Origin of the sequence: Desulfitobacterium metallireducens DSM 15288 (assembly GCF_000231405.2) — a bacterium.
GTDB lineage: Bacteria > Bacillota > Desulfitobacteriia > Desulfitobacteriales > Desulfitobacteriaceae > Desulfitobacterium_A > Desulfitobacterium_A metallireducens.
Map to the genome: position 1 here is coordinate 66,686 of NZ_CP007032.1, position 25,012 is coordinate 91,697.

Sequence of the window (25,012 nt, forward strand, 5' to 3'; positions counted from 1 at the left end):
GCATAGCAAAAGATGTAAAGCACCATAACTTCGCTTTACATCTTTTTATTTTATAGGACTCTATGCAGAACATAAACGTTGGCTAACTAATTAGGCAACTAAGGTTAGGATATGATAGAATATCAGCCGGGAGGTGAACTTAGTGAAAAGTACTTTACATGTTCTTGGCTTAGGCCCGGCAGGCTTAGAAAGCATGACGCTTGGCACCTATCGTCTAATCCTGTCTGCGGATAAAGTTTTCGTTCGTACCTTCAGTCATCCGTGTGTTCAGGATTTGCTTCGTGAAGGGGCTAAGTTGGAATCCTTTGATGAATACTATGAGCAGGGAGAATCTTTTGAAGAGGTTTACGAAAAGATTGTCAGACGCTTGGAAACGGAACTGAAGAAGCATGTCGAAGTCATTTATGCTGTACCCGGTCATCCAGCAGTGGCTGAGCGGAGTGTTCAATTGATTGTGGACAAGCTTAGCCTACAATTTAATGTCCTTCTGCATCCTTCAGTCAGCTTTTTAGATTCGATTTTTACAGCCGTTCCGTTGGATCCCATTCAAGGGGTGTTGATACGTAACTACGATGCGTTAAAAGGCTCTGGATTAACGGGGAAGGAGTGGCTTATTATTCCCCAAGTCTATAGTTCTTTCATTGCCTCAGATGTAAAACTGGATCTAATGGATGTTTATCCTGATGAAGCTCCCGCGATAATTGTTCAAGCTTTAGGGACTCCAGAGCAGGTGGTTCAGAAGGTTAAGTTGTACGAACTGGATCATCAGAAGTTCGATCATTTGACGACTGTCCTTGTTCCACCCCATAAGGATGTCATTTCAATGGTTAAGCTTCAAGACGTGATGAGGACTCTCCGTGCCCCAGGGGGTTGCCCGTGGGATCGAGAACAAACCCATGAAACGCTAAAACCTTATTTGATCGAAGAAAGTTATGAGGTTTTAGAAGCCATTGAACAGAAGGATATGTATAATTTAACGGAAGAATTGGGAGACTTACTATTACAGGTCATATTTCATGCGCAACTTGCGCATGAGGCAGAGGAGTTTGAATTTGATGACATATTAAGAGGGATTATACATAAATTGATTCATCGCCATCCTCATGTTTTTGGCGACGTTCATGTCGATAATTCAGAAGAGGTTCTGCAGAACTGGGAAGAAATTAAGAAACAAGAAAAAGGGGAAGAACGAGCAAAGGGATGGTTCCATTTCCCTCAAGCTTTACCTGCTCTAATGCTCGCAACTAAAACTCAGAAAGCCGTTGCAAAAGTTGGATTTGATTGGCCAGACCAGGAAGGACCTATAGCAAAGGTCCGGGAAGAAATCCAAGAACTTCAGGAAGCTATGGAGTCTGGTGAGGGGATTCAGGAGGAATTTGGAGATATCCTATTTGCTCTTGTTAATTTAGCCCGCTTTCTAAAATTAGACCCCGAAGATTCTCTACGAAAGGGCGTCCATAAGTTTCAGAATCGCTTTGAGAAAATGGCAGAGCTGGCCTTTGACAATGGGGAGAAATTGGAAAATATGACTCTGGAAGAGATGGATTTTTATTGGGAAAAGGCAAAAATCTATGAAAAAAGTGGAAAGTTTATTGAAACTTAGGAAATTTAGCAGGAGTTTAGTTATTTATCGCGAAATATAACGCGGAATACTTAATACAAATTTGGGAGGGAATCGTTTTGAATAAGGCAGATCTTGTAGCTATGGTAGCTGAAAAAACCGATATGTCAAAGAAGGATTCGGAAAAAGCAGTTAACGCGGTATTTGGTGCTATTGAAGAGGCACTCGCAAAGAATGATAAGGTCCAACTCGTTGGTTTTGGAACTTTTGAAGTCAAAAACCGTGCTGAACGTACTGGCCGTAACCCTCAAACTAAGGAAAGCATTATTATTCCTGCTTCTAAAGTTCCTAGCTTCAAAGCGGGTAAAGCCCTTAAGGATGCAGTTCAACTTTAATTTTTAATCAAGCATTCATGGCTTAATAAAAATGCGAAATCAGGTTCTTTGAACCTGATTTTCGTTTATGTCGAATAACAGAGGTAAGAATATGCGAATTGATAAATATTTAAAAGTCTCGCGCTTGATCAAACGGCGTACTGTTGCCAAGGATATCTGTGAGGGTGAGAAAATTCAACTCAATGGCAAGACAGCAAAACCTTCAGCCGATGTTAAATCTGGGGATAAGATCACGATTGAAATCGGAAATCATATCTTAGAAGTTCAGGTGCTCTCTACTCCTAACAGTGTTAAGGCGAATGAAGCTCATCTCTTGTATGACGTCATACGGGATGAAAAACGAACGATAGCAGAAGATCAATTTTAGATTTTAAAGGGGCTGTTTTGCGACAGTCCCTTTTTTGTGCGATCTAGACTACACGCTTTTCTTTCCCGTTTTGAAGTCTAAAGGACAGTCTTTCAGAATAACGTTTAAGAAGAAAAGGAAGAGGGGGCTGAACAGGGTGGATAAAAATGCGGATAAAGTTCACCGGCTAACCATGAATAACAGGGAGACTCTTTCCCTGACGGGAGCAATTAAGGTTCAGTCGTTTGACCCTAAAGAAATTGCACTTGAAACAGTTCAAGGAATGATGACCATTAAAGGAGAGAAGCTAGGAATTAAACATCTGGATCTTAAAGAAGGACTTGTGGAAATTGAGGGATTTATTGAGGCGATAGTTTATCCTCGTCAAGCGGGCGGCTCACGAGGAAATTTATGGGGCCGAATTTTCCGCTAAGAGGAGGAGAGTAAGATATCAGAGTTTCAAGCTTTTTTCTGGATTGTGATGGCCGGAGTTGTGGTGGGTGTATGTTTTGATTTTTATCGTTCCCTTCGGCGTTATTTGAGATGGGGGCGTGTCAGCACTTGGGCTGGTGATCTGCTTTTTTCTTTAATTACTTTAGTTATTCTTTTTCGCTTTTTTCAACGGGCGAATGCTTTGGATTTTCGAATTTACATCTTATGGGGAAGTATTTTAGGGCTTTTTCTCTATCTTCGGCTTTTGAGTAGAGTCCTTATTAAAGGGTATCTTCAGCTTTTTCGTTTATTTTCTTATCTGTTTTGGTTGTTAAGGCAAGGTTTAAGAATCCCGGTTAGGGGAGTCTTTATCCTGATGCGCCCACCTTATGCCCTCTTGCATTGGTTCAGCTTTCTGGTCTATCGTATCCTGGAAGCGGTGTTAGCTCAACCTCTTAGGCAAACAAGAGCGCGACTCTATAATTACTGGAATACGTTATTTTCGCCTAGGACTAAAGGGTAGAAATTACCAAAAGGGATTGATTCCTTATTTATCACTCTGTATAATGTAATTGTCCACAGATTGTAGTTTCTTTGTCCGTAATTTGTCCGTGATTTGTCCACAGGTTACCCACAGCCTGTGCATAACTTCCTGAACTCTGTGGATATTCGCGACAGCAAGGGTGAGTCGAATGCATTTTGAAATTCGAGGTTTAGAGAAATTAAGCTTCCGAGAGCGTCAAGCGGTGGTTCTTAAAGAAAAGGGGCTCTCAACCGATCAAATTGCTAAAAGATTGCATCTTAGTGCAAGCTCGGTCGCAACTTTGTTAGCGCGTGCTAAAGGAAAAGGGTATGAAATCGTTTGCATTATACCTGAGTCAGAAATCGGTCTGGGAGGGAATGACTTCGATGAAGAAGATTCAGAAGATGAATAAGTCCAGGCCTAATATCAGCTCCCAAAAAAAGAAACCGAAATTCAATTTCGCCGCTTTTATCCTGTTTGCCTTTGTAGCAACGGTTTTAGTAACGTCAGGATGGCAGCTTTATCAACTTCAACATCAGGTTAATGGGAAGATAGCCCAGATCGAGGGAGAGAAACAGGAACTTCTTAAGGAAAAGTCTGGACTAGAATCTGAGATTGTTAGGCTGAATACGCCGAGTTATGTTGAACAGCTAGCACGAGAGCAGTTAGGGTTGGTCAGAAAAGGGGAAATAATGATTTCTCCTAAAGAGCAGTAAAAATTTGTTAATGAACAATAGCCTTGTTATCTTGACAGTTCTCTTGTGACACAGATATAATAAAGTCAAATATCGAGACTATCACAAGGAGGAGTTTGCTTCGTATGGCCATTGCGGTTGGCAGCATTGTTGAAGGAGTGGTAACGGGTATCACCAATTTTGGAGCTTTTATAGAGCTACCAGATAAGGTCACTGGACTCGTACACATCTCGGAAGTAGCAGATGCTTATGTAAAAGATGTTAGGGATTATCTCAAGGAACAGGATCATGTAAAAGTTAAAGTGATCCATGTCGATGAGAATGGGAAGATTGGATTATCAATTAAACAAGCCAATCCTAGTACTCGCTCAAATCGTGAACGACGTCAACCCACTGTGTCTTTTGAAGATAAAATGGCTAAATTCATTAAAGACAGTGATGAGCGTCAATTAGATTATCGTCGCGCGACAGAATCTAAGCGGGGCGGACGGGGTTCCGGTCGGTACTAAGGAATATATGGATGTGGTTTGAAACGCTGGGTGAAACCCGGCGTTTTTTGCATTACCCAGACAATAATGCAAGCTCAGTTCAGCGAAAGCCGAGTTTTCTTTACTCCTTACCAAGAATTTTCGGTTATCCTAAGGTTAATGCAGGATCACGTCGAAAGTTGTTAATCTGAGGTGACCTCACTAGACAAGCTTCTCCAAAGAAATCCGCTATAATGTTTACATAAATTGGTAAGAAGGTGACGTTATGGCGGAATGGGCATCATTAAAAGCTAACGGTTTGCGCAGGGACAAGCTTGCTTGGGGGGGGCAGCTTGTTTGGCAGACATTACTCGGCTGCCTTGTGGCGAGAGGAAGTATTTTAGAGGTATACCCTTTTGGAATTGCTTTTGGGGCCGCCCTTTTGCTGAATGGGCAGAAGGGGGTATCCTTAGGCTTAATTGGAGTTGCGTTGGGAACTCTGTCCCTAGTTTTCAACGACTTAGTCGGAACTTTGCAGATCCTTCTCATTTTAACAAGTTTGATTTTAATCGTTCCTATTTTGCGTGGGAAAAAAAGAGAAGGAGCCTATTTGGGGATAATAACTGCGCTTGTCTGTGGCGTGATCTCTTATTTGATTTTAAGCCTCTCACAATCTAATCTAGAAATGGGAATGAAGAGCGTCCTACTGAGTCTTTTTTCCGGAGCCTTAGCGGTCGTTTTTTGGTTCGCACTTCGTAATCAGGAGGCACTTTGGCGAGGTGAATTTACTCGCGAGCAAGGTACTGCCTGGTTGGTTCTACTTGTAGGCATAATTAGTGGTTTGCAAGGCGTAAAAATTGGAGAGATTAATCTCGTCGTTACGGTTTTGAGTTTCTTTATCCTTTTTGTTGCCGAGCGGTTTGGAGCAGGGCCTGCAGCTGGGGTGGGTGTAATGCTTGGTTTTTTGCCACATCTTCAGCTTAATGCCCAGAACTTAATGGAGGCGGGTATTTATGGGCTAGCAGGGTTTGGAAGTGGAGCCTTCAAAAAATTGGGGAAACTAGGGATTGGAATCGCCTTTACAGGCGTGATTTTAATGTTAACGGTTTCTTTACGCCCAGAGGCGGTTTATCCACAACTTGTTTCATCAGCTCTCGCACTCTTGCTGTTTTTGTTCTTTCCAAGTGCTCCACCTCAAACTAACTTTCTAAAATCAAAGCCGATGCCTGAAGTAGAAAGTACAGTGACGAAGGTTAAAACTGTTGCCGAGATTTTTGAACAAATTGCGTATAGTGCCCAGGCAGCTGAAGCTGAGGTTCACCATTCGAAACCTGATATCCCCGAACTCATGAATGTTCTAGTTGAGCGGGTTTGTAAAACGTGCCCAACGATTGAAACGTGTTGGACACGAGAATTTTATAAAACCTATCATTTTTTATTTAATCTCTTTGAAGAAGTTGAGCGTGCGGAAGAGCTTAATCCTAAGGACCTGCCTCTTGAGTGGAAGCGCCATTGTGGCCGATTGAAGGAAATGGTCTTAGGTGTTCAGTTTATTTTGGAACATGAAAAAAGTTTAGAGGGCTGGAGAGCTCGTTTGGCGGCGAATCAAGATGCTCTGTCCCGGCAATTCCAAAGCGTTTCTCAAGTTATGGGGCATCTTGCTAAAGAACTCAACACAAGGCATAATCTTGAACAGGTAAAGTATTCTGGTGTGGCTCGACGTCGTCGGGAGTTTTTGGATATGGGAGTTGCGTCTTTTACCAAAAGTGGGAATGCCATGAGCGGAGATAACTATGCTTCTTTGGCTTTTTCACCGACTGAGCATGCGGTGATTGTCAGTGATGGTATGGGAGTGGGGGATAGTGCAGCAAAATTAAGCGCTACAGCCTTGAGCCTTTTGGAACAACTTCTGAATACGGGTTTTGAACCCGAAGGAGCAATCCAAGCTCTGAATTCGATTTTAGTTCTGAGGTCACCAGAAGAGAGTTTTGTAACTATTGATATGGCTATCCTTGATCTTGAGAGCAATGGACTACGACTCGTTAAAGTCGGGGCATGCCCTTCTTACATTAAAGGAATAAAAGGAGTGCGTGTACTGGAGACATCAAGTTTACCTGCTGGAATACTAAACCATATTGATATCCCTGTTTTGGAGGAAGAGTTCTTACCTGAGGAGGTCCTAGTTTTGGTGACGGATGGGATTCAGGATTTGCATAAAGATGGAACAGACTGGTTGAAATCCTATTTAGAAAATCAGGAAATTACATCTTCGCAAGAGCTTGCCCAACAAATCGTGAGTGAGGCTCGGCGCTCAAGCGCAGATGATATGTTTGATGATGGTGTGGTTCTTATTATTCGTAAAAAATGGGTAGATTAATGGTACACTAAGAGGAAAGGACCTTTGGGGGAGAACGAACATGATTTATGAAAAGATGAGGCAGTCCGTTTTGCCACTCCTTATTCCTCCACATTCACGAATTCTTGTAGCTGTTTCTGGTGGCCCGGATTCAATGGCTTTAAGTCATGTTTTATGGAGATATGTTCATGAAATGAGTGAACAGGGGATTTCGTTGGTTCTAACCCATGTCCATCATGGCCTTCGCCAAGAGTCAGATGAGGAAGCCGTAATGGTTAAAGAAATGGCTAAACGTTGGGAAGTCCCATGCGTGGTTCATCGGTTTGATGCTCAAGCCTATGCTCAAGCTACAGGGCAGTCGTTTGAAACAGCTGCTCGAGAATGGCGCTATGCTCGCTGGAATGAAGATATGATTGAATACAAGTGTGACTTACTCGCAACAGCCCACCATTTGGGAGATCAAGCAGAAACGGTTCTTTATCGCCTTCTTCGGGGAAGCGGTACGGCTGGGTTAGCAGGGATTTATCCTCGTAAGGGAAAGATTATCCGTCCTTTTTTAAACTTTAAGAAAGAGGATGTTCTGGACTATTGTCAGAGGGAACATATTCCTTATGCTGTAGACTATACTAATTTTCAACCTCTTTTCGTACGTAATCGCATTCGCTTAGAGTTATTGCCTGAGTTAAAGCAGAGTTATAATCCGAAAATTTTAGAGGCAATTGGGAGAACGGCTGAAGTTCTGCGCTGGGATGAGGAATATTTAGAACAGCAAACAGATAAGGCTTGGGAAACCTATTGCCTATTTTGCGAATTCGACCAAGTTCAATTGAGCAGGGAGGTATTCCAGGAACCCAAGGCCATTTTTTCTCGCCTGGTTCGTCGGGCTGCAGCTCGGGTCACAGGTGAGCCACGAGGTCTTGGGTTTACCTATGTGCAACAGATTTTAGAATCAAATGGACAAATAGGATGGAAGCAAGACTTACCTCAGTTCAGGGTACATATTCGCTACGAAGGAATTTTGTTTTTGAGGAAGGCCAATAGAGAAAAGATAAATCATGAAGAGTGGTCTGCTGGAGAAGACGGAGTAGAGTGTAGTGAGACACTCATTACCATGGGTGAATGGAGTAAATTGAGAGGCTTTGGTGTTTGGGCAGGGATTTTTCCGAGTGAAGAGTTTGATGATCAAGCCGTAATAAATAATAATATTATTGCTTGGGCTGATTTTGACCGAGAAAAATTGTCAAGACTACAAGAAGATCTTGTTTTTCGTTCCCGTAGATCCGCAGATACGCTCTGGATTCAGGGAATAGGACATAAATCCCTTAAAAAAGTTTTTCAAGAAGCTAAAATTAATTCTGAAGAGCGCGGGAGGATCCCATTGTTAGCCTCTGGAAGCCAAATTCTCTGGATTCCGGGTGTCAAGCAAAGCGATTCTTGCCGATCGGGAATACAGCCCAAAGTTAGAGTAATTATCCAAGCGCAAAACCTGGGATAAGCCAGGTTTATAACGCGTTTCGATTCGTTGTAAAAGCTACGTACTCGTGGTACAATATGTAATATTGCTTCGAAAATGAGGCGGTTTTTCCATCCATTAGAGGGGAGGACCTTGAGGTTGAAGTTTTTTAAAAATGCAGCAATTTACCTATTTATTATCGTTTTGGCCATATTGTTAATTAAATGGGCTAATCCACCAGTCACCGATATCTCACAAATGGATTATACCAGTTTTAGTAAGGCCATTGTTGCGGATCAGGTACAGGACGTTAACGGGATTACAGACCGAAGTGTCACGACTTACACAGTGAATATGAAAGATGGCAATAAAAAGAAAGTCATCGGACCATTAGGAGATGAAGTTCTTCTACAGGATATGGTTGAGCATAATGTTCCTTATAATTTGGAGCAGCCAGTAGAAGCACCTTGGTGGACGAGCTTACTCAGCACCTTAGTGCCGATGCTTCTCATCGTAGGTATATTCTTTTTCATGATGCAACAGTCCCAGGGTGGTGGAAACCGGGTCATGCAATTTGGGAAGAGTCGAGCGCGTCTGGTTGGTGACGAGAAAAAGAAGGTCACCTTTGAGGATGTTGCTGGAGCCGATGAGGTTAAAGAGGAATTACAAGAAGTCGTAGAATTTCTGAAATTCCCGAAAAAGTTCAATGAGTTAGGAGCAAAGATTCCAAAAGGTGTTCTCCTTTTTGGACCTCCTGGAACAGGGAAAACGCTGCTGGCACGGGCAGTTGCCGGGGAAGCAGGAGTTCCGTTTTTTAGTATTAGTGGCTCTGATTTTGTGGAAATGTTTGTCGGAGTTGGAGCTTCCCGGGTTCGTGATCTATTTGAGCAAGCGAAAAAGAATGCTCCCTGTATTGTTTTTATTGACGAAATTGATGCGGTCGGACGCCAACGGGGTGCTGGTTTAGGTGGCGGACATGATGAACGGGAACAAACCTTAAATCAGTTGCTCGTTGAGATGGATGGCTTTAATGGTAATGATGGAATTATCATTATTGCAGCAACGAATCGCCCCGATATTTTGGATCCAGCCCTTCTTCGTCCTGGACGGTTTGACCGTCAAGTATCGGTTGATGTACCCGATGTCAAAGGTCGTGAAGAGATCCTTAAGGTACATGTTAAAGGTAAACCCATCAGCCAAGATGTTGAACTCAGCGTATTGGCTCGCCGTACTCCTGGATTTACCGGAGCAGATCTCGCAAACTTAGTCAATGAAGCAGCCTTACTTTCTGCACGACGGAATGACAAAGAGATCAAAATGTTGGCAATGGAAGACTCGATCGAACGAGTTATTGCGGGTCCAGAGAAGAAAAGCCGTGTAATTAGTGAATTTGAAAAGAAACTTGTGTCCTATCACGAAGCAGGGCATGCCCTTGTAGGGGACTTGTTACCCCATACCGATCCGGTTCATAAAGTATCGATTATTCCTCGCGGACGTGCGGGTGGATATACGCTATTATTACCTAAAGAAGATCGGAATTATATGACCAAATCTCAGCTTCTTGATCAAATCACGATGTTATTGGGAGGGCGAGTGGCTGAAGCCTTAGTTTTACATGAAATCAGTACGGGTGCTTCGAATGACTTAGAACGGGCAACGGGTTTGGTTCGCAAAATGATTACCGAATTAGGAATGTCTGATGAAATCGGGCCGCTGACCTTTGGGCAAAAGGAAGGACAGGTCTTCCTCGGAAGAGATATTGGTCGAGATCGGAATTATAGCGAAGCTGTAGCCTATTCGATTGACAAAGAAGCTCGACGGATTATTGATGAGTGTTATCATAAAGCGCAAAACCTACTTCAGGAGAATATGCCGAAGCTTGAAGTTATTGCCCAGGCCTTGATGAAGAAGGAAACTTTAGATACGAAAGAATTTGCTCAGTTAATGGCTCAGTTTGGCGAGCCTGACGAAGTTCAAGAACAGGAGATTACTTCAAATCAAGCTTCTGAAACGAATTAAAGAAGATAAAACGGTTAACTAAGGGGGAGACAGTGTGGAAAAAACGTTTATCATGCTTAAACCCGACGCCGTACAACGGGGGCTGGTGGGTCAAATCATTTCTCGCTTTGAGTCCAAGGGATGTAAACTGGTAGGTATGAAGCTCATCAAGGTCAATCGTGACGTAGCGGAACAGCATTATGCAGAGCATAAAGGTAAATCTTTTTTTGAACCCACTGTCAATTATATAATGTCCTCTCCTGTTGTAGCCATGGTTTGGGAAGGGAAAAATGTCGTTGTAATTGCCCGGGAACTAATGGGGGCAACGAATCCTGTCAGTGCAAATCCGGGAACGATTCGGGGCGCTTATGGAATGGATATTAGTCGTAATATTATCCATGGTTCGGATTCAGAGGTAAGTGCGAAACGAGAAATTGCTCTTTATTTTCAGCCGGGGGAGATTCTGGAATATCCCAAGGCCGGAGAAGAATGGCTTAGCGAATAAAGCAGTGTGTTAAGAGGAGAGGACACCGCGTGCGGTGTCCTCTTAGCTTTTCAGAAAATATTTTTGAGATAAAATGATCAATTTTAAGGAGGACACCGGTATGACGTTGACCAAGAAGGGTAAATTTTTAATAGCAATGGCATCTTGTATTGTTGGGTTGCTATTTGTTATCCTCTTGAAGACGACTGGAGCTCAAGGTGTCCAAAATACAAGAACGGATACTGTAGTACCCAGTCTCATTCAGGTTGAACAAGAAAATCAACAACTCGCCAATGAGAATGAAAAATTAAAACAGGAACTGAGCCAATATAATGAAGGACAAAATGCAACTTTATTGACGCATCAACAACTTCAGAAAGCGAAAACAAATGCAGGATTGACAGAGGTTAAAGGCCTAGGCGTTCGGATTACACTCGACGACGCAAAGACATTTAGTAATCCAAGTGATGATCCCAATTACTATCTCATTCATGAGGAGTATATTCGTCAGATAGTGAACTGGCTTTGGAATGGCGGCGCAGAAGCTATCGCGGTAAATGGGCAACGGATTACAAGTACTACTGAGATCTTTTGTAGTGGGTCTTATATTCAGATTAATGGTACACGGCAGATGGCACCCTATATTATTGAAGCTGTCGGGAGCCAGCATAATCTTCAATCTGCACTTAAGTTCTATTTTTGGGATCGACTTGGGGAATACCAAGAGCAGTATGGAATTACACGTAATCTTGAGGCGCCCACTGAAACGTTAACGATACCTGCTGGACAGCCCAAAAAAATTCAATTCGCTGAGCCGGTGAAGGGAGGTTAATTATGGGGAAGAAAGTTTTGACCATATCGGTGACTTGTGTATCGGTTGCTTTAGGTTTTTTGATCGCACTATCGATTCAAACCCAAAAAGATGTTGAAGCATTGGATCAGATTCAAACCCAACGTTTATCTTCAGTTAAAAATCTTCTCACCGATGCGCAAACGGAGAGTCTTCGGCTAAAAGAAGAGCATAACAATTTAATGGCTCAATTGGATGAAGCACGTAATCAAGGGGGAACAAGCCCAGCCCTGCTAGCTCAGCTCGACCAGTATCGAATGATAGATGGGACGGTAGCGGTACAAGGTCCGGGAATCGCGATTTCCATTGATGATCGACAACAAGATCATAAAACTGTTTTTCCTTTAACAACAGATGACTTGATGGCGATAGTTAATATTCTCAAATTCGCGGGTGCTGAAGCGGTGAGTATTAATGGACAACGACTCGTTGCTCCTACAGCGATTGTGATGAGCGGAAGCACAAAATTAATTAATCAAGTCCCCATTACCCGAGCAGAAGGAATGCCTTATGAGATCTTAGCGATTGGTAATCAAGATCAACTTGTGGATTACTTCAGTAAGCTTGAAGCACAAGGGTTAAAGCAATCGGGTATTTCGGTAAGTATTGTTCGTAAGAATGTAGAAATTCCCTCCTATAAAAGCACTTATAATGTGGGGAGTGGAAGTTAAAAAATAATTAATTAAAAATTTTCAAAAAATTTACATTATACTTGCAGGGAAAAAACATTTTACTCTCGAATAGTATTATATAATGAATTCGATAAAGAAATAAGGGAGTGGAGAAATGAAAAGCGACATCGAAATTGCCCAAGAAGCCACAATGAAACCGATTATGGAAGTGGCCAGCACACTTGATCTTTTGGAAGATGAGATTGAATTGTATGGCAAATACAAAGCTAAAATTACACTTAGTGCCTTCGATCGTCTAAAAGATAAGCCTGAAGGCAAGCTTATCTTGGTGACTGCTATCAATCCAACTCCGGCAGGAGAAGGAAAAACAACCACGACTGTTGGTTTAGGTCAGGCTATGGCCAAGTTAGGGAAGAAATCGATGATTGCCTTGCGTGAACCCTCCCTAGGACCTTGCTTTGGAATTAAAGGCGGAGCTGCAGGCGGTGGATATGCGCAAGTTGTACCGATGGAAGACATTAACCTGCATTTTACAGGTGACTTCCATGCGATTACCACAACTCATAATCTGTTGGCCGCTTTATTAGATAACCATATTCAACAGGGAAATCTCCTTAATATTGATCCCCGGCAGGTCGTCTTCCGTCGTGTTTTAGATATGAATGATCGTGCCCTTCGTAAGATCGTCGTTGGCCTGGGTGGACGTACTGAGGGAGTTCCCCGGGAAAGTGGGTTTGATATTACAGTTGCTTCGGAAATCATGGCTATCCTTTGCCTATCTAAAGATTTGATGGATTTGAAAGAGCGCTTCGGTCGGATTGTTGTTGCCTATACATACGAGGGCAAGCCAGTTACAGCCCATGATCTTGAGGCTGAAGGATCAATGGCCTTGCTCATGAAAGACGCAATCAAACCGAACCTTGTTCAAACCTTAGAGAATACGCCAGTCTTCATCCATGGTGGACCGTTTGCTAATATTGCCCATGGTTGTAATAGTATTGTTGCTACCAAAATGGCCTTGAAACTTGCGGAATATGTTGTTACGGAAGCGGGTTTTGGTGCTGATCTTGGTGCTGAGAAATTCTTTGATCTTAAATCTCGCTTTGCAGGTTTGAAACCGGCCGCAACAGTGATTGTAGCTACCGTTAGAGCGTTAAAGATGAATGGTGGCGTAGCCAAAGAAGATTTGGGGGCAGAAAATCTTGAGGCTCTAGCTAAGGGAATCGTTAACCTAGAGAAACATATTGAGAACATTGGTAAATTTGGAGTTCCTGCTATCGTGGCGATTAATCGCTTCCCCTCTGATACCGAGGCTGAGTTGGAATTTATTGCTCAACGTTGTCGTGAATTGGGTGCTGAATTTGCGCTTTCTGAAGTATTTACTAAGGGTGGCGAAGGTGGAATTGAGTTAGCCAATAAAGTACTCAATATCGTGGATAATAAAGAATCTAACTTTAAAGTCCTTTACGAACTGGATCAGCCGATTGAAAGCAAAATGGAGAAGATTGCTAAAGAAATCTACGGTGCGGATGGAGTCAACTTCACGAAAGAAGCTCAAAAGGATATCAAAAAGTATACCGAAATGGGTTATGGAAATATGCCAGTTTGTATGGCGAAAACCCAATATTCACTGAGCGATGATCCTGCTCTGTTAGGTCGTCCGACTGGATTTATGATCACGGTTCGTGAAGTTCGTCTCTCTGCAGGCGCAGGTTTCTTAGTTGCGATTACCGGTGCAATTATGACCATGCCTGGCTTGCCTAAACGTCCGGCAGCCTTGAAAATGGATATCGACGCTGAAGGTAAGATTACCGGCTTGTTCTAATTAAACAATGATAGATTATATATAAAATCACAGATAAGCCTCGGATTATTCCGGGGCTTGTTTTTTGCACTATCGCAATGGTTTAGCTTGAATCGGTAGATAATATAAAGCAGGATTTTTTGTCATAAATCATAGAAATGATTATAATGGGCTTAGGTCTGAGGAGTGAGGGAGGGGAAAATATGGTTTCCGTACCCCGTGTTAATCGAATAATTGAAAATCCCCTATTTATTGAGTATTCTCACAAGAATAATCAGGCAGAGCAGAAAAGGGCTTTTTGTAAACACGGCTTCGATCATGGTTTAGCAGTAGCTCGGATTGCGTATATCTACCTGTTAGAGGACAAGAATACCTCATTATCTAAGGAAGTAGTCTATGCTGCAGCAGTGTTACATGATCTTGGAAGATGGCGTGAATATGAAACGGGAGAGGATCATGCATTATTTGGTGCGGATCTTATAAAGCCTATTCTTAGAGAATCTGGATTTACCCCTGGAGAAGTTGAGGTTATCACCCAAGGAATCCGTGAACATCGGCTTGATCCAGAAGGCGAATTAAGCCCATTAGGAAGAGCTTTAGCCTATGCAGATGACTGGGCTCGTGATTGTCGGAGCTGTAGGAGCCAAGTGGACTGCTATAAATATTCAGGTGAAATGGATGAAATTAAGAGTTAGGGAGCATTATGGAAATACATAAGGAGGATCATGGGAATGAAGGATTTCCGAATTCGCTGGATTAAGCTGGATAGTGTTGAGGAGGCTAAAAGAGCGATTACCCAAATTGGCTCAGATCCAGGCGGCGTGGGTCTTATGGCAGGAAAATCTATAGGGAGAGCTATAAAAATCGAGAATGTACCCATACATGTTGCCCATATTTTAAAACAAGAAATGCTATCTGTTGGTGGAGATGCGGCAGTTCATCGTGATGTTATCGTCCATAAGGTTGAAGCAACCGATGTCCTTCTTTTAGGGACCGTGAAGCAACTAGAACATCTTGCCCAGAAAATCTTAAGCCAACCGTTTGGGCTAAAGGAGTTAGGGCATCAGCTGAAGGCTGTGTTAAAGGGACTTGAACCTCATCAAGAAAGGACGTTGAATTGCAGAGGACGAGAGCTCGTATTAGGTAAGCGGACATTAGTCATGGGAATCTTAAATGTTACGCCTGATTCCTTTTCTGATGGAGGAAAATATGTGGATCTAAAACAAGCACTAAGTCAGGCAGAGCGAATGATCGAGGAGGGTGCGGATCTCCTTGATATTGGAGGAGAATCCACTCGTCCAGGAATAGTACCGATTAGTGCAGAAGAAGAATGGAGTCGGTTAGAAGCGGTTCTAAAGGAATTGATTCCCCGAATTTCCGTACCCATTTCAATTGATACTTATAAGGCAGAGGTTGCCGAAAAGGCCTTGGAAGCTGGCGTGCATATTATTAATGATATCTGGGGATTACAAGGAGACCCTGATATGGCTCGGGTCGTTGGAAGATATCATGCTCCAGTGATTGTTATGCATAATCAGGAAGGGACAAGCTATCATCAGTTAATGGGAGATATGATCTCTTTTTATAGACGGAGTATTCATTTAGCAGAGGAGAACGGACTCAGCGGGGACGAAATTATTGTGGATCCAGGGATTGGTTTTGGCAAAACTCGGGAGCAGGATCTAGAAGTAATGAGTCGGTTAGGCGAATTGAAGAATTTAGGGCATCCGATCTTATTGGCCGCTTCTCGCAAGCGAATGATTGGGAATGTTCTTGATTTACCAGTCGATCAGCGGGTTGAAGGAACGATTGCAACGAGCGTAGTAGGGGTAGCCGCCGGAGTCGATATGGTTCGGGTTCATGATGTCCTAGCCAATCGCCGCGCAATTGATATGTCAGATGCTATTTATCGGAAATTGAGGGGGAGAAACTTTGCAGGAGCGTGATGCAATCCATTTAAGAGGGCTGAAATTCCATGGTTATCATGGTGTAATGAGTGAGGAAAAGGTCCTGGGTCAGCAATTTATTGTCGATGTGGATTTGTATCGCGATTTAAAAAAGCCTGGATCCTCAGACCAGGTCGCAGATACAATTAACTATGCGGAAGTGTATCAACTCATTAAAACGATCGTGACTGGAGAGCCGTTTCATCTTTTGGAGCGGTTGGCGGAGGAGATTGCAGGTGAGATCCTAAATGGGTTTTCTTGTGAAGCGATTCGAGTCGAAGTCCATAAACCTCAAGCTCCAATCCCTGGTATTTTTGAAGACGCTTCAGTTGAAATTTGGCGGGAGAAATAAAATGAAAGCTTATTTAAGTATCGGAGGGAACTTAGGAGACCGAGGGCAAAACCTTACTGAAGTTTCTCGGAGAGTAAGGGAACATCCAAAGATTAAATTAACTAAGAAATCCTCAATCTATGAAACTAAACCGTGGGGAAAACTTGATCAACCGGACTTTTGGAATCAGGTACTGGAGATAGAGACGGAATTATCTCCGCTGGATTTACTTGATGTTTGTCAAAACATAGAAAATGAGCTCGGACGCAAAAGAATCGTTCATTGGGGTCCAAGAACTGTTGACATTGACATCCTAACTTATGATAATAGGGTGTATGAGAATGAACGACTCATTTTGCCTCATCCACGGATGGAGGAAAGAGCGTTTGTTTTAGTTCCATTAAGAGAAATCGCTCCAAAATTGATTCTCCCTTCAGGTTGTCGAGTTGAAGATGTCCAGGGAAATGGAGAAGTCCAAAAGTTAGTAATTGAGTAGTATTGGGATGGACAGACAATATCCCCAGTGGAGTTGTACTGGTAAAATTCATTCATTTGATGGTATAGACTGCCGCTTGGATCAATTTCGACCGAGACGGTGAAGGAAGCATGAAAAAATGAAGCACCTTCACACTTGGGGGGTGCTTTTTCTTATACATTGATCTAGGGAGGGGTTAGATGAAGTTCGGGATTATTGGTACAGGAATCGTGGGTACAGCGATTGCCGTCCGTTTGGAGGAGGCTGGCTATCAATGCCTTGGAGTAGCAACGCGAAGTGCTGCTTCTTACGAACGATTCCGTCAGTATTTAAACAAGGAAAGGATTCCCTTGGAGGAATGGGTTCCGGAGGCAGATCTGATTTTTATCACCACCCAAGATGGGATGATTCAATCAGTCGCTAAAAACTTAGCAGAGCGAAGACTCTATAGAAACGGTCAAATTTGGATTCATTGCTCAGGTTCTCAGAAAGCAGAAATCCTCAAGGACAACTCCTTTCTTCCGATTAAAACGCTTTCCATGCATCCGATACAAACGTTTGCTGATGTGGGTGAGGCCATAAAGCTTTTATCGGGGTCTCATTTTGGATTAGAGGGAGAAGCTATTGAGGAAGGAGCACAGATTGTACAAGATTTAGGAGGGATTCCCCATAAGTTAGACCCTGAGAAAAAGCCTCTTTATCATGCGGGGTCAGTTATGGTCTCCAACTATATCGTTGCCCTTGCAGATATGGCGGTTCAACTATTCGATTTGGCAGGGATCCCCAAGGAAGCTGCACTTCAATCGTTGATTCCTTTAATGCAAGGGACATTGCGTAATTTAGATAAGGTAGGTTTACCCCAAGCGTTAACTGGTCCGATTGCTCGGGGAGATAGTGAAGTTGTTCGTTCTCATCTTGAATGTATGCCATTAGAACTTGAGCAATCTTACCGGGCTCTTGGAATTTCGACCTTAGAGTTGGCCCAAACTAAGATGAAGCTCAACGGTAAGGAATACCCTAAGGAAAATTTACAGAAATTATACCAGTTATTAGTATTACAAGGAGGAAAGAAATAATCATGGAACGTGTTGAAAGAATTTCAGAAGTAAGGGAAATCGTTGCAGGGCAAAAGAAGAAAGGACTCCGTATTGCGTTAATACCAACAATGGGGTATTTACACCAAGGCCATTTGTCTCTGGTAAAACAGGCTAAGCAAGAGGGTACTTTTGTGGTGATGAGTATTTTTGTTAACCCTTTGCAATTTGGGCCGAATGAAGACCTTTCCCGTTACCCGCGAGACTTAGAACATGACGCTAAACTCGCACGCGAAGCAGGAGTTGATCTTATCTTCCATCCTTCGGTTGAAGAAATGTATCCCCAAAAAAATCGGACAATAGTTGAGGTCAGTGAACTGGGAAATGCCCTTTGTGGGTTATCACGGCCTGGACATTTTAATGGAGTAACAACCGTTGTAAGTAAACTCTTTCATATCGTTCAACCGGATCGTGCCTATTTTGGGCAAAAAGATTATCAGCAATATTTGATTGTCAGACAGATGGTTCGCGATCTCAATTTTCCAATTGAAGTTATAGCTGTTCCTATCGTCCGCGAAGAGGACGGGCTTGCGTTAAGCTCTAGGAACGTCTTTTTGACGGCGGAGCATAGGCGGGAAGCACTCGTTCTTTCCAAAAGCCTGGCTGAGGCTGAAACGCTCATTCGTCAGGGAGAGCGGAATGTGACCACAATAGAGGAAAAAATTCGTGAGAAAATCACAGAGGAGAGCTCGGGCAAAATTGATTATGTCGAAGTTCGCTCGGCAGAGAATCTAACAAAGCCAGAAGTTATTGATGATTCTGTTGTTATCGCCTTAGCTGTTAAATTTGGGACAACGCGTTTAATTGATAATCGTGTCGTGGAGGTAAAAAATGTTTAGAACAATGATGAAGTCCAAAATTCACCGTGCTATTGTCACTGAAGCTAATCTAAAATATGTCGGCAGTATTACAATCGATGAAGATTTAATCAAAGCAGCTGATGTTCTTCCCAACGAAAAGGTTCAAATTGTTAATAATAATAATGGAGCCCGCATGGAGACCTATGTTATACCTGGAGAGCGAGGAAGCGGTACGATTTGTCTCAATGGGGCGGCAGCACGTTTAGTTCAGGTCGGAGACGAAGTAATCATCATCTCTTACGGGATTTTTACCGATGAAGCTTCTCATGAGTATAAGCCAAAAGTTATTTTTGTTAACGGGGAAAATAAAATTGTAAAATTATCAGATGAAGAAATTCATGGACGTGAGGAGTAATTCCGTGCGCAATGAGATCTTAAATCTCTTAGCAAGCCAACCTGGAAAATATATTTCTGGAGAAGCGATTAGCCAATCTTTAAAGATTACGCGCGCAGCGGTCTGGAAGCAAATTCAAGCGCTAAGAGAGTCAGGCTATGAGATCGAGGCTCAGACTAAAAGTGGCTATCGTTTAGTCAAGACTCCATTTTCGTTAGAAGAATGGGTGCTGAAGCGTAGTTTAACAACGAAAACTTTAGGCCGCGAAATCCACTGTTTTGGAGAGCTTTCTTCCACGAATGATTATGCCAAAGTGTTGATTCATCAGGGAGTCGAAGATGGGGCTGTGGTCTTAGCTCGACGGCAAACATCAGGACGTGGGCGTATGCAACGTGTATGGGAGTCTCCTGAGGGTGGAATCTGGATGACAGTCATTTTGAAGCCCCACCTCTCATTAGCGGATGCAGCCAAGCTAACTTTAAGTACGGGTGTTGCTTTAACACACGTTTGTCGGGAACTCTACGGTTTAGATGTCCAAATTAAATGGCCTAATGATCTTGTCTATCAGGGGAAAAAAATAGCCGGTATTTTGGGAGAAGTCGTCGGGGAATGGAATGCGGTTCAGACGTTGATTTTAGGAGTGGGGATTAACGCTAATTTGGAACCTAAGGATTTAAGCCCTGATATACCCGCAACAACGCTTAAAGAACTCTTAGGGCATCCTATCAATCTCAATGACTTGGTCATCGCTTTTCTCAAATCATTAGAAATTGAAATCAAATCCTTAACAGAAGGAGACATTGAAGGCTTACGCGCACGTTGGCTGGCTTACGCAGCGGGGATTGACAAGGAAGTTCAGGTTGAGCAGGCGGGACAGGGTATTAAAGGTATTCTTAAAGGAATATCGAGCAGCGGGGAACTGATTTTGGAAGTAAAGGGGCAAGAACACCTTTTTTCCTCCGGTGATGTTAAACTTCGTTCCTCCGAGGGTTACATTTAATGATGATGGTTTAATAGCATTGAGCAAGCATAGAAAAATTGCGGCGAGTGGTATTGTCACAAGGTAATGTTTATTGTAAACTTCAGCTATAGATATTAGTTTACATATAGTGGAGGGATTATGATGAATGTTCAATACCTTTCGAGGACAGCGGCTATTGCTGCCTTAACGTGTTTAGCTGGGATGATATTAAGGTGGGTTTCACCAGCCCTCGTTCCATTCAGTATCTTGCCGGTGATGGTCCTCTTATCAGGGATTATATTAGGCGCAAAATATGGTGCCTTAGCCATGACGGTCTATGTTGTTTTAGGATTATTTGGCCTGCCTGTTTTTGCTAATCCTCCCTTTGGAGGCTTGGCCTACCTTGCGAAACCATCTTTTGGATTCATTTTAGGTTATATTGGTGCAGCATATGTGGTAGGGAAAATTTATCGCCCCCAGAAGTTCTGGACAGCTGTTTTGGCCGTATTGATGGGGTTAGTTGTACTCTATATCGTCGGATTAAGTTATCTTTATGCGATGATGCGTTGGGTATTGCACAAACCCACAAGTCTTTCTTTGGTTTTAGCAATAGGTTTTCTTCCATTTATTGTTTCTGATCTTATTAAAGCGGGAATTGCGGCTTGGGTAGGGAATCGAGTGGTTCGTAGCCGAGCCAATCTAAACAAAGGAGACTAAAAATGATCCTAGTTTTTGATGTAGGGAATACGAATATCGTTCTCGGTGTTTATGAAAATAGAGAGCTAACGCAACATTGGCGCGTTTCAACTGACAAATTACGGACGACGGATGAATATGCCGTGGACATTAAAAACCTTTTTGATTTTAGTGGTTTGAAATTCTCAGATATTGAAGCCGTTGTTATTTCTTCGGTCGTGCCTCCCGTGATGCCTACACTGGAGTCACTAACTCGCAAATATTTCGGGGTTGAGCCTTTAGTTATTGGCCCTGGGGTGAAGACAGGAATGCCAATTATCTATGATAATCCACGCGAAGTGGGTGCTGACCGAATTGTAAATGCTGTTGCGGGTTATCACAAATATGGAGGACCGCTGGTGATCGTGGATTTTGGAACAGCGACAACATTTTGTGCTATTTCCCAACGCGGTGAGTATCTCGGTGGGGCAATTGCGCCTGGAATTGGGATTTCTACAGAGGCTTTGTTTCAGCGGGCTTCAAAGTTGCCACGTGTCGAGCTGGTGAAGCCGAAGCGTGTTATCGCTAAGAATACAGTCTCAGGTATGCAATCTGGAATATATTATGGGTTTGTGGGTCAGGTTGATGGAATTGTTCGGCGGATGAAACAAGAATTGGGCGAAGAAACGAAAGTCATTGCGACAGGTGGTTTAGCGCGGTTTATCAATGACGAATCTGGAGAAATTCAAACTGTTGATCCCTTTTTAACGCTGGAAGGGTTATTGATCATCTATGATCGGAATAATTAGACAGGGAACAAATATAATGTTAATCAGGGAGAAGAACTATGAAGCTCGGGCAGTTTAAAATCGAAAAACCCGTCTTTTTGGCACCGATGGCTGGGGTTACGGATAAGGCCTACCGGGAAATCGCACGTTGCATCGGCGCACGCTATGTCTGGACAGAGATGATCAGTGATAAAGCCTTAACATATCAAAACTCCAGAACTTTAAGTATGCTCGATTTGAGGGGGGAAGAATCACCACGCATTGTGCAGCTTTTTGGCTCAGAGCCGGCGGTGATGGCTCGAGCAGCGTGTCTAGCAGTTGAGCATGATGCCGATATCATTGATATTAATATGGGGTGTCCAGCTCCGAAAATCGTTAAGAACGGGGAAGGTTCAGCCTTATTACTCAATTTAGATTTGGCACAACAGATTGCTGAAGCTGTAGTTAAGGCAGTGTCTGTTCCTGTGACCGTAAAAATGCGGTTGGGTTGGAACAAGGAAGAATATGTTGCTTCGGAGTTGGCAGAACGGTTAGAAGCGGTAGGAGTTCAAATGGTGACCGTACATGGCCGGACTCGAGACCAGTTTTATGCGGGTTACGCTGATCCGATGGGAATTCGCAAGGTTAAAGAAGCAGTTCAGATTCCAGTCATTGCTAATGGAGATATTTTTACCCCACAAGATGCGAAGAAATTGTTAGAGCAAACCGGCTGTGATGGGGTTATGATTGGGCGTGGTGCTCTTGGAAATCCTTGGCTTATTACGCGTACGGAGCGCTATTTGCAGGAAGGAGTCTTGGTTTCTGAACCGAGTTATCGGGAAAGAATTCAAGTTGCATTGGACCATTTTGAGCGAGTGTTGAGTTATAAAGGGGAACGTGTTGGGCTTAATGAGATGCGTAAACATGCGGTTTGGTACATTAAAGGAATTCGCAATGCTACTCAATTACGGGACCAAATCATGCAAACGAAGAGCCCACAAGAAATGCGAAGTATCTTTTCTCGTATCCTTATTTCTATTACGGAGAATGCATAATTTTGCTTGTTTAAGGTAGAATATGAGAGCATTACCAATGAGGAGGAACGGAGAGGTATCCTTGACAATATTTTGAAGCGAAATTATAATACCAGTAATGCTTAAAGACAAGTACATATTTAAGTATGTAGGCTAGTGCATGTGAAATCATTTAGAGGTATCATTAAAGCGCGCATTCTAAAGACGCGCCGGATACAGGACGAGAAAAGGGAGCGGATATAGAATGCCCGAAAAGGAAGTTATTTTAACATTAGAAGGTCTAAAAAAACTCGAAAATGAGCTTGAGCAACTTAAAACAGTGAGAAGGCGTGAAGTTGCTGAGCGGATTAAACAAGCCATTGATTTTGGAGATATTAGCGAAAACTCTGAATACGATGATGCTAAGAATGAACAAGCTTTTATCGAGGGCCGGATTATTACTCTTGAGAAAATGCTGAGAAACGCTCGCGTAATTGATGATCAAGAAAGTAATGAAATTGTAGGACTAGGCTCAACTATTATCTTAAAAGACATGGATTTTGGTGATGATGAGGAATATACAATCGTTGGTTCTGCCGAGGCAGATCCTGGAGTCAACAAGATCTCAAATGAATCTCCTGTGGGAAAAGCTGTACTTGGTAACGCCAAGGGAACAGTGGTCGAAGTGAATGTTCCAGCGGGAATTCTTCATTATCAGATTGTGGATATTAAATAAGAACCTACTCTAATTTCAAACGGCTTCAGCCTTTGTTAAGCTCGGCGACCGCCGAGCTTTCTTGTTCTACGATGCATGTTGTTTAAGTATGGCAGGATATGGCAGTTAAGGCTACCACCTATGATAGGACTTGGTGCTAGCCAAGTCTTCTTTAGTGTTCTTGTTTAATCATATATGAATCTGCTAGAATGTTAGTATAAGATTTTTTGGAGGAATGTTTAAATGGAAGATACGAGCGATCTATGGCGAATCCGGTTGGACAAGCTTGAAGCACTTCGTCAACAAGGGAGTGAACCTTATGCAGATCGTTATCAAAGAACGCATATGGCCCAAGAAATTTTGGATCAATTTTCGGAGTTAGAGGATCAAGAGGCTAAAGTTGCGGGGCGGATCATGTCCAAACGGGACCAAGGAAAAGTTATCTTTGCCCATATTGAAGACTTTAGTGGTCGAATTCAAATTTATATCCGCAAAGATGAGGTCGGAGCAGATTGGTTTGAAATGATATCGAAGTTCGATGTCGGGGATATCATCGGGGTAAAAGGGAAGGTTTTCAGAACCAAGCGGGGAGAAATCTCTCTTCATGCAGAAGAAGTGCAAATTCTTTCGAAAGCAATGCGAGCCTTACCTGAGAAATTCCATGGGTTAACCAATGTTGAATTACGCTATCGGCAGCGTTATTTGGATCTAATCATGAATCCAGAGGTTAAGAACGTTTTTGTGATGCGGAGCAAGATTATCCGAGCGATGCGTGAATACCTTGAGGGTAAAGGGTTTTTAGAGGTTGAAACGCCTACTTTGCATACGATTCCCGGAGGAGCGGCTGCTCGTCCCTTTATTACGCATCATAATGCGCTAGATATTGATTTGTATCTTCGGATTGCGCTTGAACTTCCGTTGAAACGATTGATCGTCGGAGGCTTTGATCGCGTGTTTGAAATTGGTCGAAACTTTCGGAATGAAGGAATTTCCATTAAGCATAATCCTGAATTTACAATGATGGAACTTTACCAAGCCTTCGCGAACTATGAGGACATCATGGAATTGACGGAGAATATGATCTCTTATATTGCTCAGAAGGTTCACGGTAAATTAGAGATTGAGTATCAAGGCGAGACTCTCAACTTTGCAACCCCGTGGCGTCGGTTACCGATGCTCGAGGGGATATTAGAGTACTCTGGGGTTGATTTTCGTCAGATTCTAACAGATGAAGAAGCGCGTAAAGTGGCTCAGGAAAAAGGAATCCATGTTGAGGGAACTGCTTCTCGAGGAAAGATTATCAATGAGTTTTTCGAAGAATTCGTAGAGTCTAAACTCATCCAACCAACATTCATAACAGGGCATCCTGTTGAAATCTCCCCCTTAGCGAAACGGAATAAGGAACATCCTGAGTATACGGACCGTTTCGAAGTATTTGTTTTTGGTCGTGAATTGGGTAATGCCTTCTCTGAGCTAAATGATCCGATTGATCAACGTCAGCGTTTTGAGGCACAGGTCGCTGAACGGGCTAATGGTGATGATGAGGCTCATATGATGGATGAGGACTTCGTTCAAGCGTTAGAGTATGGATTGCCTCCGACAGGTGGGTTAGGTATTGGAATTGACCGCTTGGTTATGCTTCTAACCAATTCGGCATCTATTCGGGACGTTATCCTCTTCCCAACGATGAAGCCAAGAGAAGAAGAATAGAAAGTCTTGCAGAGGGGATGGTTGAAGCCATCCCCTCTATAATAATCTAGAATAGATTGATTAAATCAGAAGAAGTTATTATAGTATAAATGCACGAAAAGCAGAAAAAACAGAACAATATCGATGTTAACTACA

Annotated in this window: 28 protein-coding genes; all 28 read left to right on the top strand. The window is 42.8% G+C overall.

Annotated elements, in window-relative coordinates; all coding sequences use genetic code 11:
- The first annotated feature begins 142 nt into the window (after positions 1-142).
- The 28 genes from yabN (at position 143) to lysS (ending at position 24,877) form a co-directional block, all read left to right on the top strand.
- Positions 143-1,603: a bifunctional methyltransferase/pyrophosphohydrolase YabN gene (gene yabN, locus DESME_RS00305; RefSeq protein WP_006717592.1), complete on the top strand. Its 1,461-nt coding sequence runs from the start codon at positions 143-145 to the stop codon at positions 1,601-1,603.
- Positions 1,604-1,680: 77 nt separating this feature from the next.
- Complete coding sequence (locus tag DESME_RS00310) at positions 1,681-1,956, top strand: HU family DNA-binding protein (RefSeq protein WP_006717590.1); 276 nt, start codon at positions 1,681-1,683, stop codon at positions 1,954-1,956.
- 91 nt (positions 1,957-2,047) lie between these two features.
- Positions 2,048-2,323, top strand: a complete 276-nt coding sequence (locus DESME_RS00315; RefSeq protein WP_006717589.1) for an RNA-binding S4 domain-containing protein — start codon at positions 2,048-2,050, stop codon at positions 2,321-2,323.
- A gap of 172 nt (positions 2,324-2,495) precedes the next feature.
- Positions 2,496-2,735 carry a sporulation protein YabP gene (gene yabP / locus DESME_RS00320; RefSeq protein ID WP_051413991.1) on the top strand — a complete coding sequence of 80 codons (240 nt, stop codon included), beginning with the start codon at positions 2,496-2,498 and terminating at the stop codon, positions 2,733-2,735.
- 15 nt (positions 2,736-2,750) lie between these two features.
- Positions 2,751-3,257 (top strand): spore cortex biosynthesis protein YabQ, encoded by a 507-nt coding sequence (gene yabQ / locus DESME_RS00325; RefSeq protein ID WP_345787499.1) that lies wholly within the window; start codon positions 2,751-2,753, stop codon positions 3,255-3,257.
- Positions 3,258-3,426: 169 nt separating this feature from the next.
- Complete coding sequence (locus DESME_RS00330) at positions 3,427-3,669, top strand: sigma factor-like helix-turn-helix DNA-binding protein (RefSeq protein WP_006717582.1); 243 nt, start codon at positions 3,427-3,429, stop codon at positions 3,667-3,669.
- Entirely contained in the window at positions 3,644-3,973 is a 330-nt protein-coding gene (locus DESME_RS00335) for an FtsB family cell division protein (RefSeq protein ID WP_006717580.1), read from the top strand. The genes DESME_RS00330 and DESME_RS00335 overlap by 26 nt, the downstream gene beginning before the upstream one ends.
- 104 nt (positions 3,974-4,077) lie before the next feature.
- A complete protein-coding gene (locus DESME_RS00340) occupies positions 4,078-4,461 on the top strand; it encodes a S1 RNA-binding domain-containing protein (RefSeq protein ID WP_006717579.1) in 384 nt (127 codons plus the stop codon).
- A 244-nt stretch (positions 4,462-4,705) separates the two neighbouring features.
- Complete coding sequence (locus tag DESME_RS00345) at positions 4,706-6,796, top strand: SpoIIE family protein phosphatase (RefSeq protein WP_006717576.1); 2,091 nt, start codon at positions 4,706-4,708, stop codon at positions 6,794-6,796.
- A 43-nt stretch (positions 6,797-6,839) separates the two neighbouring features.
- On the top strand, positions 6,840-8,270 hold the full coding sequence (gene tilS, locus DESME_RS00350; protein WP_025248579.1) for a tRNA lysidine(34) synthetase TilS: 1,431 nt from the start codon (positions 6,840-6,842) through the stop codon (positions 8,268-8,270).
- Between the two features lie 117 nt (positions 8,271-8,387).
- Complete coding sequence (ftsH, locus tag DESME_RS00355; protein WP_006717572.1) at positions 8,388-10,247, top strand: ATP-dependent zinc metalloprotease FtsH; 1,860 nt, start codon at positions 8,388-8,390, stop codon at positions 10,245-10,247.
- Between the two features lie 34 nt (positions 10,248-10,281).
- Positions 10,282-10,731, top strand: coding sequence for a nucleoside-diphosphate kinase (gene ndk / locus DESME_RS00360; protein WP_006717570.1), 450 nt, complete (start codon positions 10,282-10,284; stop codon positions 10,729-10,731).
- A 100-nt stretch (positions 10,732-10,831) separates the two neighbouring features.
- Entirely contained in the window at positions 10,832-11,542 is a 711-nt protein-coding gene (locus tag DESME_RS00365; RefSeq protein ID WP_006717569.1) for a DUF881 domain-containing protein, read from the top strand.
- A gap of 2 nt (positions 11,543-11,544) precedes the next feature.
- Positions 11,545-12,231, top strand: coding sequence for a DUF881 domain-containing protein (locus DESME_RS00370; RefSeq protein ID WP_006717567.1), 687 nt, complete (start codon positions 11,545-11,547; stop codon positions 12,229-12,231).
- A gap of 115 nt (positions 12,232-12,346) precedes the next feature.
- Positions 12,347-14,017: a formate--tetrahydrofolate ligase gene (locus DESME_RS00375; RefSeq protein WP_006717564.1), complete on the top strand. Its 1,671-nt coding sequence runs from the start codon at positions 12,347-12,349 to the stop codon at positions 14,015-14,017.
- Positions 14,018-14,199: 182 nt separating this feature from the next.
- Positions 14,200-14,691 carry an HD domain-containing protein gene (locus DESME_RS00380; RefSeq protein WP_006717563.1) on the top strand — a complete coding sequence of 164 codons (492 nt, stop codon included), beginning with the start codon at positions 14,200-14,202 and terminating at the stop codon, positions 14,689-14,691.
- Between the two features lie 36 nt (positions 14,692-14,727).
- Entirely contained in the window at positions 14,728-15,942 is a 1,215-nt protein-coding gene (gene folP, locus DESME_RS00385) for a dihydropteroate synthase (protein ID WP_006717561.1), read from the top strand.
- Entirely contained in the window at positions 15,929-16,294 is a 366-nt protein-coding gene (folB, locus tag DESME_RS00390; protein ID WP_006717560.1) for a dihydroneopterin aldolase, read from the top strand. The genes folP and folB overlap by 14 nt, the downstream gene beginning before the upstream one ends.
- A gap of 1 nt (position 16,295) precedes the next feature.
- Positions 16,296-16,769, top strand: coding sequence for a 2-amino-4-hydroxy-6-hydroxymethyldihydropteridine diphosphokinase (gene folK, locus DESME_RS00395; protein WP_006717558.1), 474 nt, complete (start codon positions 16,296-16,298; stop codon positions 16,767-16,769).
- Positions 16,770-16,948: 179 nt separating this feature from the next.
- Entirely contained in the window at positions 16,949-17,824 is an 876-nt protein-coding gene (locus tag DESME_RS00400) for a Rossmann-like and DUF2520 domain-containing protein (protein ID WP_006717556.1), read from the top strand.
- Positions 17,825-17,826: 2 nt separating this feature from the next.
- Complete coding sequence (gene panC / locus DESME_RS00405; protein ID WP_006717555.1) at positions 17,827-18,681, top strand: pantoate--beta-alanine ligase; 855 nt, start codon at positions 17,827-17,829, stop codon at positions 18,679-18,681.
- Entirely contained in the window at positions 18,674-19,057 is a 384-nt protein-coding gene (panD, locus tag DESME_RS00410) for an aspartate 1-decarboxylase (RefSeq protein ID WP_006717552.1), read from the top strand. Before panC ends, panD begins: the two co-directional genes overlap by 8 nt.
- A 4-nt stretch (positions 19,058-19,061) precedes the next feature.
- A complete protein-coding gene (locus DESME_RS00415; protein WP_006717550.1) occupies positions 19,062-20,036 on the top strand; it encodes a biotin--[acetyl-CoA-carboxylase] ligase in 975 nt (324 codons plus the stop codon).
- Between the two features lie 123 nt (positions 20,037-20,159).
- Entirely contained in the window at positions 20,160-20,714 is a 555-nt protein-coding gene (locus DESME_RS00420; protein ID WP_006717547.1) for a biotin transporter BioY, read from the top strand.
- A 2-nt stretch (positions 20,715-20,716) separates the two neighbouring features.
- On the top strand, positions 20,717-21,481 hold the full coding sequence (locus tag DESME_RS00425) for a type III pantothenate kinase (RefSeq protein ID WP_006717546.1): 765 nt from the start codon (positions 20,717-20,719) through the stop codon (positions 21,479-21,481).
- Positions 21,482-21,519: 38 nt separating this feature from the next.
- A complete protein-coding gene (gene dusB, locus DESME_RS00430) occupies positions 21,520-22,494 on the top strand; it encodes a tRNA dihydrouridine synthase DusB (protein ID WP_006717544.1) in 975 nt (324 codons plus the stop codon).
- 223 nt (positions 22,495-22,717) lie between these two features.
- Entirely contained in the window at positions 22,718-23,188 is a 471-nt protein-coding gene (gene greA, locus DESME_RS00435; RefSeq protein ID WP_006717541.1) for a transcription elongation factor GreA, read from the top strand.
- Positions 23,189-23,410: 222 nt separating this feature from the next.
- Complete coding sequence (lysS, locus tag DESME_RS00440) at positions 23,411-24,877, top strand: lysine--tRNA ligase (RefSeq protein WP_006717540.1); 1,467 nt, start codon at positions 23,411-23,413, stop codon at positions 24,875-24,877.
- Positions 24,878-25,012 lie beyond the last annotated feature (135 nt).

Coding starts and splice junctions, on each gene's coding strand:
- DESME_RS00370 (WP_006717567.1), top strand. CDS start 11,545: ATGGGGAAGAAAGTTTTGACCATATCGGTGACTTGTGTATCGGTTGCT.
- yabP (WP_051413991.1), top strand. CDS start 2,496: ATGAATAACAGGGAGACTCTTTCCCTGACGGGAGCAATTAAGGTTCAG.
- folK (WP_006717558.1), top strand. CDS start 16,296: ATGAAAGCTTATTTAAGTATCGGAGGGAACTTAGGAGACCGAGGGCAA.
- DESME_RS00345 (WP_006717576.1), top strand. CDS start 4,706: ATGGCGGAATGGGCATCATTAAAAGCTAACGGTTTGCGCAGGGACAAG.
- DESME_RS00400 (WP_006717556.1), top strand. CDS start 16,949: ATGAAGTTCGGGATTATTGGTACAGGAATCGTGGGTACAGCGATTGCC.
- DESME_RS00315 (WP_006717589.1), top strand. CDS start 2,048: ATGCGAATTGATAAATATTTAAAAGTCTCGCGCTTGATCAAACGGCGT.
- DESME_RS00365 (WP_006717569.1), top strand. CDS start 10,832: ATGACGTTGACCAAGAAGGGTAAATTTTTAATAGCAATGGCATCTTGT.
- dusB (WP_006717544.1), top strand. CDS start 21,520: ATGAAGCTCGGGCAGTTTAAAATCGAAAAACCCGTCTTTTTGGCACCG.
- panC (WP_006717555.1), top strand. CDS start 17,827: ATGGAACGTGTTGAAAGAATTTCAGAAGTAAGGGAAATCGTTGCAGGG.
- lysS (WP_006717540.1), top strand. CDS start 23,411: ATGGAAGATACGAGCGATCTATGGCGAATCCGGTTGGACAAGCTTGAA.
- DESME_RS00330 (WP_006717582.1), top strand. CDS start 3,427: ATGCATTTTGAAATTCGAGGTTTAGAGAAATTAAGCTTCCGAGAGCGT.
- greA (WP_006717541.1), top strand. CDS start 22,718: ATGCCCGAAAAGGAAGTTATTTTAACATTAGAAGGTCTAAAAAAACTC.
- folP (WP_006717561.1), top strand. CDS start 14,728: ATGAAGGATTTCCGAATTCGCTGGATTAAGCTGGATAGTGTTGAGGAG.
- DESME_RS00420 (WP_006717547.1), top strand. CDS start 20,160: ATGAATGTTCAATACCTTTCGAGGACAGCGGCTATTGCTGCCTTAACG.
- DESME_RS00380 (WP_006717563.1), top strand. CDS start 14,200: ATGGTTTCCGTACCCCGTGTTAATCGAATAATTGAAAATCCCCTATTT.
- panD (WP_006717552.1), top strand. CDS start 18,674: ATGTTTAGAACAATGATGAAGTCCAAAATTCACCGTGCTATTGTCACT.
- DESME_RS00340 (WP_006717579.1), top strand. CDS start 4,078: ATGGCCATTGCGGTTGGCAGCATTGTTGAAGGAGTGGTAACGGGTATC.
- DESME_RS00335 (WP_006717580.1), top strand. CDS start 3,644: ATGAAGAAGATTCAGAAGATGAATAAGTCCAGGCCTAATATCAGCTCC.
- DESME_RS00425 (WP_006717546.1), top strand. CDS start 20,717: ATGATCCTAGTTTTTGATGTAGGGAATACGAATATCGTTCTCGGTGTT.
- DESME_RS00375 (WP_006717564.1), top strand. CDS start 12,347: ATGAAAAGCGACATCGAAATTGCCCAAGAAGCCACAATGAAACCGATT.